The sequence below is a fragment of the Virgibacillus sp. NKC19-3 genome (assembly GCF_019837165.1).
GTDB lineage: Bacteria > Bacillota > Bacilli > Bacillales > Amphibacillaceae > Virgibacillus_L > Virgibacillus_L saliphilus.
Genome location: NZ_JAGYHC010000001.1, coordinates 477,696 through 491,228, shown reverse-complemented (window position 1 = coordinate 491,228; position 13,533 = coordinate 477,696). Strand labels below are relative to the sequence as shown.

The 13,533-nt window shown below is 38.0% G+C and carries 12 protein-coding genes and 1 pseudogene; 1 reads left to right on the top strand and 12 read right to left on the bottom strand.

Going from position 1 to position 13,533, the window contains the following annotated elements; genetic code table 11:
• The 6 genes from KFZ56_RS02555 to KFZ56_RS02530 all read right to left on the bottom strand — a co-directional run bounded on the left by KFZ56_RS02555 (nucleotide 1) and on the right by KFZ56_RS02530 (nucleotide 5,908).
• Entirely contained in the window at nucleotides 1-2,019 is a 2,019-nt protein-coding gene (locus KFZ56_RS02555) for an FtsX-like permease family protein (protein WP_222640039.1), read from the bottom strand.
• On the bottom strand, nucleotides 2,012-2,779 hold the full coding sequence (locus tag KFZ56_RS02550; protein ID WP_222643872.1) for an ABC transporter ATP-binding protein: 768 nt from the start codon (nucleotides 2,777-2,779) through the stop codon (nucleotides 2,012-2,014). Before KFZ56_RS02550 ends, KFZ56_RS02555 begins: the two co-directional genes overlap by 8 nt.
• A gap of 129 nt (nucleotides 2,780-2,908) precedes the next feature.
• Nucleotides 2,909-3,892, bottom strand: a complete 984-nt coding sequence (locus KFZ56_RS02545; RefSeq protein ID WP_222640038.1) for a sensor histidine kinase — start codon at nucleotides 3,890-3,892, stop codon at nucleotides 2,909-2,911.
• A complete protein-coding gene (locus KFZ56_RS02540) occupies nucleotides 3,889-4,566 on the bottom strand; it encodes a response regulator transcription factor (RefSeq protein ID WP_222640037.1) in 678 nt (225 codons plus the stop codon). The genes KFZ56_RS02545 and KFZ56_RS02540 overlap by 4 nt, the downstream gene beginning before the upstream one ends.
• A gap of 178 nt (nucleotides 4,567-4,744) precedes the next feature.
• Nucleotides 4,745-5,239 carry a GNAT family N-acetyltransferase gene (locus KFZ56_RS02535; protein WP_222640036.1) on the bottom strand — a complete coding sequence of 165 codons (495 nt, stop codon included), beginning with the start codon at nucleotides 5,237-5,239 and terminating at the stop codon, nucleotides 4,745-4,747.
• Nucleotides 5,240-5,473: 234 nt separating this feature from the next.
• Entirely contained in the window at nucleotides 5,474-5,908 is a 435-nt protein-coding gene (locus tag KFZ56_RS02530) for a small multi-drug export protein (RefSeq protein ID WP_222640035.1), read from the bottom strand.
• A gap of 92 nt (nucleotides 5,909-6,000) precedes the next feature.
• On the opposite strand from KFZ56_RS02530, the gene KFZ56_RS02525 reads away from it, so the two are divergent.
• Complete coding sequence (locus KFZ56_RS02525; protein WP_222640034.1) at nucleotides 6,001-6,834, top strand: MerR family transcriptional regulator; 834 nt, start codon at nucleotides 6,001-6,003, stop codon at nucleotides 6,832-6,834.
• A gap of 221 nt (nucleotides 6,835-7,055) precedes the next feature.
• Here the strand turns inward: KFZ56_RS02525 and KFZ56_RS02520 are convergent, their stop codons facing one another.
• From KFZ56_RS02520 to KFZ56_RS02490, 6 genes and pseudogenes are all read right to left on the bottom strand, one after another.
• The gene (locus KFZ56_RS02520; protein WP_222640033.1) at nucleotides 7,056-8,384 is read right to left on the bottom strand and encodes a PTS sugar transporter subunit IIC; all 1,329 of its coding nucleotides are present in this window, start codon (nucleotides 8,382-8,384) and stop codon (nucleotides 7,056-7,058) included.
• Nucleotides 8,385-8,386: 2 nt separating this feature from the next.
• Nucleotides 8,387-8,683, bottom strand: a complete 297-nt coding sequence (locus KFZ56_RS02515; protein WP_222640032.1) for a PTS sugar transporter subunit IIB — start codon at nucleotides 8,681-8,683, stop codon at nucleotides 8,387-8,389.
• A complete protein-coding gene (locus KFZ56_RS02510) occupies nucleotides 8,683-10,086 on the bottom strand; it encodes a glycoside hydrolase family 1 protein (protein ID WP_222643871.1) in 1,404 nt (467 codons plus the stop codon). Before KFZ56_RS02510 ends, KFZ56_RS02515 begins: the two co-directional genes overlap by 1 nt.
• A complete protein-coding gene (locus KFZ56_RS02505) occupies nucleotides 10,086-10,421 on the bottom strand; it encodes a PTS sugar transporter subunit IIA (RefSeq protein ID WP_222640030.1) in 336 nt (111 codons plus the stop codon). Before KFZ56_RS02505 ends, KFZ56_RS02510 begins: the two co-directional genes overlap by 1 nt.
• A 154-nt stretch (nucleotides 10,422-10,575) precedes the next feature.
• Nucleotides 10,576-12,467: pseudogene (locus tag KFZ56_RS02495) on the bottom strand (BglG family transcription antiterminator).
• A 401-nt stretch (nucleotides 12,468-12,868) separates the two neighbouring features.
• Complete coding sequence (locus tag KFZ56_RS02490; RefSeq protein WP_222640026.1) at nucleotides 12,869-13,504, bottom strand: NAD(P)-dependent oxidoreductase; 636 nt, start codon at nucleotides 13,502-13,504, stop codon at nucleotides 12,869-12,871.
• Nucleotides 13,505-13,533: the final 29 nt, after the last annotated feature.

Below are 13,533 nucleotides of genomic sequence, written 5' to 3'. Positions count from 1 at the left end.
TTATTGAACAATCTTGTAATACACGCGTGCCGTTATGCGATAAACAATCACATAAGCAAGCAGGAAGACCAGAAAAGCGAGAAGTAAGCCAATCGGGAATAAATTCACCTGATTAATCATTACCAGAATCATCAATTTCCGCATGAGCAGGTAAAGTGCTAAAATATGGATTCCTGTCATGATCACAGGCAAGAAAAACACAGTTAAAATCTGAGATTTAATTGCTTGCTTAATTTCCGATTGATTCAGACCAATTTTTTGCAAGATGGAAAAACGTTCTTGATCATCATACGCCTCGGAAGTCTGTTTATAGTAAATAATCAGCACAGTCATTAACAACAACAGGATAGCTAAATTCAAGACAATGAACAACACACCGCTCCTGAGGGCTTGCAAGTCACTTGCTGCTTCTGTTCGGGTATCGACGACAACAATGTCCATGCCTGCATTTTCCATGTTTGATCGCAGCTGGTTCCCAAAGGCTATTTCTTGCTGTTCATTTATCCCCTGTTCCAAGCTAATTTGCGTCGACACGTTTGTACCTGCAGCATATTCCTCCAATATCTCTTTTTGCTGCTGTTCTATCTGTCGAAGGGTATCTATATCTTCAACGATAATATAATAGGTATCCCCCATTAAATTTGTCGTTTCACTGCCCATAGCGAATTCTTCCATACCTTCCATTTCATTGGCGGAGAAACGGTAATCCATCAGCGAAAGGGTATCCTCTGTATACGCGTCATTTGTTCCATGTACATATACTTCATTGTCACCAAGCGATATGTTGTCTCCAGTTAACTGATTGTAATTGTCCTGATCGGTCAAATGTAAACTAACCCGACGTTGATTTCCCAGCATGGAATAAGCATCTTTGGTAACTTCAAAACCATCGCCTGCCGCAATCGTCTGAAACGTAAGATAGGAGTGAGAGGATGAATCAGTAACGGCATGGTTTGTATCCGAAGCTGTTTGATCAATAAGCGCGTTCAGGTTTGCTTTTACTTCCTCTTCGACGCTATCTGCATCCCCGGGTAAACGTACCTCTGAAATCACGTTCCCTGCGTATTGAGAATCACCATCATTCCCGGATATAATATATAAAGAAGCAGCAATTGAAAGTAACAAAACAACCCCAACAGATAAAACAGTAATATTCCCAAGGCCTACCGCATTCTTTTTCATCCGATAAAGCAAACCAGAGACAGGGATAAAATGGTTGGTCTGATAGTAATAGTTTTTATTGCTTTTTAGAACTTTAAGCACGGCAATACTTCCGGTTGTAAATAAAAGGTACGTACCTGCAATAATCACTACTGCTGCAAGCAAGACATACGGCATGCCTAGAATGGGAGATTGTAAGGTTAACACAATGTAATATCCCCATCCGGTTAATAGAACGCCGAGTATCGAAAGGAAAACCTTTGTTTTTGGCTCTTTTTCCCCGACATTTCCGCTTTTTAAAAGATTGATCGGGTTTGCTATACGAATTTGGTAGATGTTTCCGAGTAAAATCAATAGAAAAATGATGATAAAGAAACTCAGTGTCCATATGACTGCTTCAAACGAAAACTCAAAACCCAGCGTTACATTGGCGCCCATCATTTGGCGGATCAATAACACACATACTTTATTGAGAATGGTGCCTGCAACTAATCCTACAATCATACTGAACGTACCAATATAAAGCGATTCGTAAGCAAGCATTTTCGTGATATGCTTTTTATCCATACCCAGAATGTTATATACACCAAATTCTCTTTTTCGATTTTTCATTAAAAAACTGTTCATATAAAATAGAAAAATAGTAGAGAAGATGATCAATACAAAATATCCCATAGAAAGAATAGATTTTAAATTTTCGCCACCCGGAATTTCCGAAAGACCCGGGTTGGTGGATAAGGCTTGAATGATATACGTCATCATAATCGTACTAATACAGGAAATGACAAATGGGAAATACATTTTCAAGTTTTTCCGAATGCTGTCCGCCGCCATTTTGAGGTAGAAGCCATTACGCATGTTCATCCTCTCCTGACGCTAATATAGCAAGTGTATGAGATATCCTTTGAAACATCTCTTCATTAGAATTTTCTCCCTTATGCAGCTCATGAAATACATTTCCATCTTTAATAAACAATACTCGCTCAGCATGACTGGCAGCTTTGATACTATGCGTCACCATCAGAATGGTTTGGCCTTCCGCGTTAATCTGATCAAAGTGATGCAGCAGATCCTCGGTTGATTTGGAATCCAGTGCCCCAGTCGGCTCATCAGCAAGTACCAATTCCGGATCCGCAATGAGTGCCCTGGCTACCGCTGCTCGTTGCTTTTGACCGCCCGATACTTCATAGGGAAATTGAGTCAAGATAGACGTGATACCAAGTTTCTCCGCTATCGGCTTGAGTTTTTGTTCCATCTCTTTCGGTTTCTTCCCGGATAAAACTAAGGGAACAACTATATTATCTTTAATGGAAAAGGTATCCAATAGGTTAAAATCCTGAAATACAAATCCCAGGTTATTGCGCCGGAATGCAGAAATTTCTTTTTCCGGTATTTGAACAATATTTTTTTGATTCAATAATATATTTCCGCGTGTTGGTTTATCCAGTGCAGCGAGAATATTAAGTAACGTGGTTTTACCGGAACCCGATTCTCCCATAATCGCTAGATAATCTCCTCCGTCCACACTGAAAGAGATATCCGCTAGTGCTTCGACTTGATTTCCTCCAAATCTGGTTGTATAGACTTTCATGAGATGTTGAACTTGTAAAAGTGGCATCATAAATCCTTTACTCCTTTCTTTTACCAACGTTTCGGTTGATACATATACGATAGCAAAAAAGAGAAATGCCGCTCTATAGTTCGATCTGGCATTTCTCTTTGATCTCTAACAATTTCGTTATATTCGCTATTCTGCTGTTATTTCTTGCTGATTTAATACAATCGAAACCTTTGTCCCTTTTCCAGGTTCAGACTCAATGTCCATCCGGTGACCTAATTTTGCCAGTATTTGCTTGGAAAGATGAAGCCCAAGACCAGTAGCACTCTTGTGCTGGCGGCCTGTAAATCCGGTGAAATTCTTCTCACCGACACGGGGTATATCTTCAGCACGAATACCGATACCTGTATCCTCAATCACAACGGATTTTTCGTTCACATAAATGGAAATGGACCCTTCGTTGGTGTATTTCAACGCATTGGATAAGATTTGCTCCAATACAAAACTCAGCCATTTCGCATCCGTAACGATGTGATCATCCACTTCCTCATAATGAACAGGCAGGCCTTTTCGTATAAAAAAGGGCGCATGTTTTTTAATAACATCGCGAATCACGGCATCCAAATCCACCTCTTGAAAATGGTAATCCGTCGACGTGCTGCCTAATCGCACGTATTGCAATATCAATTCTACATATTGCTCAATCCGAAATAATTGCTCACTTTCCTCTGACGTTTCCCGGTCTCCCTCTTGCAGAATGAAATGCAAAGCAGAAATCGGTATCTTGATTTGATGCATCCACATGGTAAAATAATCCAATATGGCTTGTTCATTTTGTTTTTTTGTACTTTCCAGCTGCGAAAAAGCTGCATTCAACTGCTGCAGGATCTCCTGGTAATCTGCCTCCACCATATCGCTAGGTACAGGTAAGTGCGCTATTTCCACCGGGGCTTGTTCCTGCAAAAGCCTAAGTGCTTTATGTTTCGTGTAATAGTTATAAAAATGGAAACTCACAGCAATCATTCCAATAAAGCTGCATAGTGCCAACCAAAGCAATGAACGCTCTACAGGCAATTGATACAAAAACCCGAGAAAGATATGAATCAAGCCAAACAACATCCACAATCCAGCAGGTATTTTATAATCATGCAAATACGAGAAAAAGATGTTCATATGGATCCCTCAATCATATATCCTTCACCTTTTTTGGTCGTAATAAAATGCTCCAATCCCATGTGATCCAGCTTTTTCCGCAAACGATTGATATTGGTATATAGCGCACTATCGTCAACAAAACTATCCGATTCCCACAATGTCATCATTAATTTATCCCGTTTTATAATTTTTCCTTTGTTTTCCATTAATGTTTGAAAAATTTTCGCCTCATTCTTGGTCAATTCCTCTGTTTGGTCTTTGAATGAAATCGTGAAATTATTAATATTGAAAATTAAGCCTCGATGCTCGATGACATTGCTGGCAGCGTTAAAATCATACGTCCTGCGAAGAATGGCATGAATTTTTGCCACTAACACTTCAAAATCAAAAGGTTTGGTTATATAATCATCAGCGCCCATTTCAATAGCACGGACAATATTCATATTATCAGTAGCAGAGGAAATGAAAATAATCGGTGTTTTAGAGACTTTTCGTATTTCCCCGCACCAATAATAGCCATTGAAAAATGGCAGCGATATATCCATCAGTATTAATTGCGGATCAAAGGCAATGGCCTCGGAAAGAACGTTCTGAAAATCCTGGACAATAGCTCCTTCATAGCCCCACTTTTTCATATGCTGCTTTATTTTTTGAGCAATGATCGTATCATCTTCCACGATAAATAATTTCATGTTACCAATCCCTTCTAATGGCCGGGAAACCAACTTTATCTTACTGCAAAATAAGTTTCTTCCCCCTCGCTAGAAGTTTTCCGGAACTCGGGCATAGCCGAGGGGTTTTTAGACTAGAATAAATCCAACTGAAAATAATGTCCAGTTGGATGAGGTGAAATTATAATAAATCTGACGTTTAATCAGCATTTAGTCTTTTTTCCATCAATAATAACGAACACTCTTTTTGCCCAATCATGATAATTTGCTCCGAAGATGAACGAAACCCTTTTTTCTCATACATACGTATCGCTTTTTGATTATCAGATAAGACTTCTAAACACAAAAAATCTTTTTTCATTTCTTTAGCAACGTTCTCAACATACTGCATAAATGCTGAACCAGCGCCCAAACCTTTATACTGGTCTAAAATATACACTCGCTCCATTTTCAAAAAGCTGGGTTGGATCGTATACATTCCGTATCCCATAACTTCATTATTATTTTGAATGAAAAGAAAATGATAGTTAGACTGGTCTAATTCTCTTATCAAATTATCTTTGCTGTATGTGGTATTTACATATTCATGAACATTGGATTCACCAAACATTTCATTAAAAGCTTGCTTATAGGTTACTTTACTAATCTCTTGTAATGGATCTACATCAAATGCCTGGCATGTTCTAAATTTCATCGAAGTCACCCTTTGCTATCCCCTTCAATTATTTTGACGAACATAACCCGAATATACTTGAAGCTCTATCAAACTGCATTCTCTATTCTTTGGGCCATGACCGTTCACCTCCCACGATAAATAAATTCATCACATATGATCACATTGAAGACTTGCAAATCGATGGACACCGTTTCTTGAAAACTATTCTACATGAATGAATATTAATTTGAAAATACGGGCGCAAGAACATATTCAACTTACAACATCAATACCCAAATGCGTTAAAACCGCAAGTATAATTCCATACAGTAAAATACTTCCGCCTGCAGATATGAATAGTTTCGTCTTATTCATCCCGATACCATTGGCAATGACCGCAACCGCCCAAGAGCCAATAATAGGCGTAAGCAATAGAACCACCAACGGCCCTTGTTTTTCAATACGATTTTTATATTTGCTGTTAGTTAATTTTTCTAGCCAGTTCTTTATCCGTTCCGATTTTGCAAGAAGCCGATAAAAAAAGGCAATCAGAGGAACCGGTAAAAAATTCCCCAATCCTGCCCAGACAATGGAAGATATGGTATCCAATCCCATTGCCATTGAAACGGGAATCGCAATATAGATTTCAAACATTGGAAAGAATCCCATAAACCATGCAGTGACTGCTAATAACAAGTAATTTAACATAACGATATCACCTCTTGCGCTTACCTTTCATTTTCTATAGTATAATATAAAGTATATGGTTACCGTATACTCAAGAAAAAGAGGTGAAAAAAATGGACTCTGCAACTAAACTGATGACAACAGGCGAATTTGCAGACTTATGTGGCGTGAAAAAGCAAACACTTTTCCACTATGACGAGATTGGATTGTTAGAACCTGAATGGAAAGACGAAAAAGGATATCGCTATTATTCCATCCAACAAACAGAGGCTTTTACCGTGATTGCCATGCTAAAAGAAATCGGTCTATCTTTAGGAGAAATTAAAAGCTTTTTACAGTCCAATAATGCGAAGAAAACCATGGATTTATTAACAGAACAAGAAAAACTGGTGGAAATAAAAATCCAGAAAATGAATCGCATACAACAATTCGTTCAAAATCAGGTGAAACAAATCAAACAAGGGCTCCAGTTGGATCTTGATCAATTTACCATCGAGGACATGGAAACCGCATATCTTGGTTTAAGTGAGAACATTTTAAACTCCTCCTATAGAGATATCGCGAGCATGATAATATCGTTTATGGAATATATAAAACAAGGTGAAATCAATATCGACAATTGGGGAGCTTTGATTGGACAAAGGCAAATCGAGGAAGGCGATTACTTGAATTATTCGCATTTCTATTTGCATAAGAATCAGCTTAATTTAACAAAAACATTTACGAAAAAAGCCGGGAAATATGTCATCGGTTATCATCAAGGTAGTTACATGGAAACGTATCAAACATATGACAAAATAAAAGATTATTTGGATAAGGAAGGATACCGCATTTGCGGTGACAGCTTTGAAGAATATCTATATCTGATGGGTGGGCCAAACTTCAATACGGGGGCAAATTATGTCATCAGAATCATGATACAAGTGGAAGAGGATGTTGCCGGCTAAATAAACATTGCTAAGAATTTGCTCGTTGAAGGAAGGATGTTCAACATGTCCGGCAAAAGACATATCGACTTTTACGCTGGGAATGGATGGCCCACCTAGTAAAGGGCGTACGTCCTTATTGAACATCCTCTAATACTTTCTTCATTTCATTACCTCAAATACACATTGATCCATACATCTGCTTCCTTCAGTTTATTATGAAGCAAACATAGGTTTAAGCCTCAAGAACCCTCAGACTCCCCCTCTTCCTTTGACTTTTCCGTGTCTTTATTTTCTCTTTCGCTAAGCTGTCGATCGTAAATTTTAACAAAGGGATAGTACATCAATGCGTTTAATATAATTAAAAGAATAACAAGAATTGGCGCTTTCCAATCCAGTGTTGAAAAAAACGCTCCTATAAATGGTGGCATTTGCCACGATAGATTGGCAAAGGTGCTCCCGATCACCCCACTCGCCATAAGAATATAACTAATAATCGCATTCATTGTCGATGTCAGTAAGAAAGGAAGCAAGAATATCGGATTTAACATCAATGGAACACCGAAAATTAACGGTTCCGAAATACCGAAAAGCGCTGGCACTATTCCGACCTTCCCAACAGTCTTTAGCTGTTTTGACTTAGTCATGAACACTAGCAAAATAGCTAAGCCAATGACGGAACCCGAACCACCGATAACGGTGAAATATGTCCAAAATGATGTTGTGAAAATATGAGGCAATTGTTCTCCGGCGATCTGGGCAGAAGCGTTAATGGATAAATTGCCGTCACGAATTGGCCCCATGACGCCTGCAAGTGTAGCATCATGAATTCCAAAAAACCAAAATAAGTGTGTTACAAAGGTGATGGTCACAACAAAACCCAGACTATCCGCAGCATTTAATGTTGGTGATAACAAATCAAATATAGCAGTTGCAAGAGTGTGATCGAAAGCGTCAAAAGCGGAATGAACAGCAACAAAAACCGCTACAATAATCATTCCAGGAATGAGTGATGCAAAGACATCACTTAAGCTAGCCGGGACATTAGATGGCATGCTGATCTTCCCAAAATTCCTCTGCTTCATAATTCTGTATAACTCTGTCGTCCCAATGGCAATTATGATTGTCGGAAGTAATCCTGTACCATCAATAAAGCTATAGTCTAGCACTGCGCCTTCTCCACTCACTGGTTGGGTAACAAGTAAGAAAAAGCCCATTACTGAAAATAAAATCGGGATAAATGAATTGATCTTATAAAAACGACTCAAAAAATGAGTGATCCCAATACACACATATAAGGAAAGTGCACCTAATGTGAAATCAAATATCCAATTAAGAATGGCTCCATTATTATCCGCAAAGCTTTCCCATGCAAGCAAAAGTTGATTAGTTGTTTCATCTGTAGTGAGGGGAGAATTGATAATTGCTGCAATTCCCCCTACTAACATGATCGGCAACAGGCTGATAAAAGCATCGCGAATTGATGCAAGATGTCGCTGCTGTCCTACTTTATTTGCAACTGGCATAATTTTATCTTCCATAAGTGAACTAAACGAATCAAAGATGCCCATATCTATTCGTCTCCCTCATGAAATTGTAAAGCATCTTTTAATATCCCCTCGGCATCCATTATTCCATATTTTGGCATATCAATAGTTGTAGCTGGAACTCCAGCATTTTCTTGTATGTCTTTTAATTGGAAGCGAATTTGCGGCCCTACTAGTATCATATCAACATTTTCTAAATGTTCTTGGTACTCACTAACTCCGACTGCCTTTACCGTTGCCTTTCCGTTTGACGAATCTTGCATTTTTCGTGCTAATATTCCCGACGACATTCCGGCATTACATACAATTAGGATATTCAACATCACCTTTTACTCCTCTCTATCGTAGCACCGTTTGATTCACAGACTCTTTTATACCAGTAATACGACGATTTCGGTTTTCTTTCAAAGTTGTTATCAAAGTCTACTCCAATTAGTCCATAGCGTTTTTCATGTCCGTTTTTCCAAGAGTAGATATCCATGGTCGACCATACAAAGTATCCTCGCACATCTGCCCCATCCTCAGCTGCTCGCAGGATTGCATCGATATGCTCATTTAGGAAATGGATTCTTCCCTGATCGTCAACGGATTCCTCATTCGGGACATCTTCATAGAAAGCAATGCCATTTTCCGTGATATAGATTGGTATCCCGTATTTTCGATACGCTTGCATAATGCCCTGATATAGACCTTGCGGATAGATCTCCGTATCCCATTCGGTGTAAGTAGAATCCGGGTTATCAAACACTTGCTCAAACCAATCTTTTACGACTACCTTACTCGTGCCTTTTGCTTCTTTTCCTTTGTTATTGATACGTAAAATGGTTTCGCCACTGGTGTATGGTTTTATAAGAGCACGTGCATAATAGTTCAAACCAACGAAGTCTACAGTGTTCTGCTTAATTTCTTCAAAATCTTCTTCTTTCATAAAGCTCAAATCATATTTTTCGTTAAGAATGGATAGCATATCGATTGGTATTTCACCTTTTATTGCCGTGTCCAGGATCCAATTATTAAAGAAGTTATCGGCCTTTCGCATGGCGATTTTTGTTTCCAAGCTGTTGTCGACGCCAGAAACCGGCGCATAGCTGTGGACAATTCCAATTTGACCGGGCACCTTCATCTCTCTAAATAATTTTACAGTTAATGCATTTGCAAGCATCATATAGAAAGAACCTTGAATTGTTTTTTGTGTATCATCTAAACCTGGAGGGTAATTTCCTATTTTGTAACCACTAAAAACATAATAGCGAGGTTCATTGAATGTTGACCAAAATGTAACTTTATCCTTGTACGCTTCAAAGCAAACACGCGCATATTCTACGAAAGCAGAACAAATGTCGCGCTCTATCCATCCACCTCTATCCTCTAAATATTGGGGGAGATCCCAATGAAAAAGAGTCACAAATGGTTCGATACCGTTTTTTAGACATTCATCAATCACATTGTGATAAAATTGTATACCCTCTGGATTAACCTCGCCTTCCTTATTTTTTATAATTCTTGGCCAAGCGATGGAAAAACGATAGGCTTTATGCCCACCTTCTTTCATCAACCGAATATCCTCTTTGTACTTATGATAATGATCAGAGGCATCATCACCATTTTCCAAGTTATTTTCATGTAAATAAACGTCCCATAATGAGGGAACTCTTCCACCTTCATTCCATCCTCCCTCACATTGATAGGATGCTGTTGCCGTGCCCCAAAGAAAGTTCTCATTTATCATTTATCTTTTACCTCCCCTTCCAATTTTTGATAAACATCTACTAATTCACTTGCCATATCTAGTGTTAGCTGTCCCATCATAAAATGGTCTTCACTGTGCATCAGTAACAGTGATAGTTCTGTAGCATCTCCATCAGCCTCCTTTTGGATCATATTGGCGTGCACTTTTTGGGCATTAAGTAATTCTTGTTTACCCATTTCAATACTTTGTTTCGCCTTGTCCATATCCCCATTCTTCGCATTAGTAATAGCCTCCATGCCATAGCTACGAGCATTACCACTGTGAAAAATCAAACCAAACGAAACAGCTTCAGTCCCCTCGTTTGAACTCATTCCATTGACACCTCTCTATCTGTTCTCTACACATTCATCATAATTCAGTAGTCATCAAAACTAAAATACGTATTTTCCGCTTGCATTAGGAAAAGTGTGATGTTCATATAAAAAAGCTATGCGCGAGGGTTCCACCATCACGCATAGCTTTATATTAGCTGATTAATTGAATAAACGATTCATAACTATTAATTTGTGTTATCTCTTTTACCTTTTCTTTATCATCCAACAACGCTATTATTTTCTGAAACAACCCATCCATTAACTCCCTTTTGTCATTTGCAAGAGCAAACAGCAAAACAAGTTGTACTTTTTTATCCCCCACTGGATTGGCTTATTTAATATACCAACGGATATTACCGTTTTTTTAGCTACCTTTTCAATTGGATGTGGTAAGGCAATCAAATTTCCAAAAGCAGTTGAAGATATGGCCTCCCGGGACAAAATTAGGTCATTGTATCCTGGAGGCACTATTGCTTGATCTTCCAATTTACTCGAAAGGAAAGCAATGACCTCATTCGGCGTTTGAAAGTTTAAATCCTTAAAAAACAAGGATCTATAAAAATAGGAATTAATATCCTCGCTCCCCCATACTTGATCTATGGATTGAAAATACGCGTTTAATTTTTTCTCATCCTGTTCAGACAAGAACGGTGAAACCTCTATTGTATCAAAAGGGAAATCTTCAGATACCTTTGAGGTTGTAAGAATTAAATCCGGATTAAATTTCGTAATGGAATTTCGATCCGATATCGAAAACAATTCTAACTCATCAATTTGTTCACCATACACGTTTTCCAATTTCACCTTCAACAAACGGCTGGTAGTGAAACCTGTCGGACAAAGAATCGCAATACGTTTCTTTGCTTGTTCTTGCTTTGCAATACGCTCAAAAGCTATGCAAAGATGCAATGTCAATAAACCGATTTCATCTTCATTTAACTTTTGCCCTGTTTCTTTTTCATATTGCATTCCCATAAATATGCCCATATCGTATATAAATGGAAATCTTTTTTTAGTATCCGTTAAAATGGGATTATGAATTTCAACACTGCGTCTGTTTCGATTGTAAAGTGATTTGAAATGCATGACTAGCCCAGTGAATAGCTCCTCATCGTTGCTTAGGTCAACCAAGAAAGTGTCATCAATGGACATAAGCAAATCATTTACTAATTTTGAAAAAAAGCCATTCGTAACTGTTGCCTTTCTATCTCCTTTATAAGAAGAGCTTTTTTTCCCACCAAGTAAAATAGCTAAATAATCTCGTTCCGGTGGAGGAATTGTAACATGATACATATTTTCAAGCTTATCACAAATACCATGAGCGGCAGACAACTCTTCTTTAGAGCTGATAAAGTCAATTTCTGTAGAGGAAATAGTTTCCTCATTACGTTGTATAGTGTCAATCACAATTGCTATATGAATAACCATACTTAGGATAGACAAATCCGTAAAATGCAGCTCATATTTTCGTAGCGCATCTTCCAGAACTTCCTTAATTTTTTTAAGATTAATGTCATCAAATTGATTTTCAAATACATTAATATCAAAAGCACTTTCTTTTACTTCATGTAATAACAATTTCGACCACAAGGTTCTTTTTGCTCGGGTACTTCCTTCAATGACAAACGTGTTGGCTGTCCTTTTTAACTGTACCTTATCTTCAGTGTTGGAAATAACTGCTTTCAGATGGTACAAATCCTTTTCTATCGTAGATTCGCTAACAAATAAGTCATCAGCTAAATCGTATATATTTTTTGGCTCTGAGGATTTAAGTAAAGTTTTTAGCACAACCATCATACGTTCGTGTGCACTTTCGGGAAATTCATTATTCTGCTCCAATAGTCGGATACCATCTTCGACATTTTCCAATCGGTATCCATCCTGTTTAGAGGATTTTATTATTAGACCCGTTGACTTTAGAAATTGAATATCATTGCGAATAGTACGCGAACTAACGCCTAGATACGAAGCTAACTGCTCCCCTGTAATCCAATCATCTTTTTTTATCAGACATAGCGTTAACTGTATTTGTCGCTTGTTCATAATTCTCTTCTCCCTTCGTAATCGTTAATGTTGATTGATTAAAGCTACTAACTGAAGAAGAGAACCAATGTAGAGAGATGTCAATGATAAACAATATTCGTATCCACATGTAATTATAATCTATAATAATTTGGAAAGTAAAGAATTAGATAACTCTAGCTTTATGCATGGTTAGTTTGTGTATGGAAACGTATCAAATATATGTGGGAACAATGAAAAATGTAGGATAGCTGGAGCTATCTCCGTAAAATCAAATGAATAGTTGCCTCCTCTAAAATGTCACATTAAAAAGAGAAGGAACACGCCCTCTCTTAAATGCCTTCTATAACAAATAGATTTCATAACCACCATCAGCAACAAGATACATTCAAAATTATCCGAATCCAATTAATTTGTTTATCTTACGTTCTGGAAACATATACAACATGATGAATAGAAGCTGGGTTTGTTAGTTGAAGCGCCATACATGTTGAAAGGTCAACAGTTGATATACTTCCTTTTCCTTTAGAAATTGGTTGATTGATAGCGATTTGAAAATCACCGGTTTTATCTCCATTTGTCAGTCTAGGCGGACGAATAATGGTCCAATCAAGATTACTGCGATAAATCTTCTCTTCCATACGTTGCATGTCACTATATATATTATAAAATATCTTCCATAACACTTTTAATAGAATTCGTTCTTTCATCGAAGCCGCTTGTTTCGATTTCAATGTTTCCGCTGACAGACAAACCAGTCGCCTCACCCCAGATTTTCGCATCTCGTTCATTATATTTTCCATACCTTCTGAATAGACGGTTGTCGGTTCACGATGACTTCCGCCAAGCACCGAAAGGACGGCGTCTTTTCCCATCATTTTCCCATCCAATGTGGACGGTTTTAGCACATCCCCCTTTACAATGATCAATTGTGTCCCGAACAATGCTAATTTCTCTGGTTTACGTACAATTGCTGTTACTTCATGTCCTGCTAACAATAATTGTTTCACTAACTCAATTCCTGTATTTCCAGTAGCGCCAAACACAACAACTTTCACAAGTTACACCTCCATTTGTTAGTTAGTTA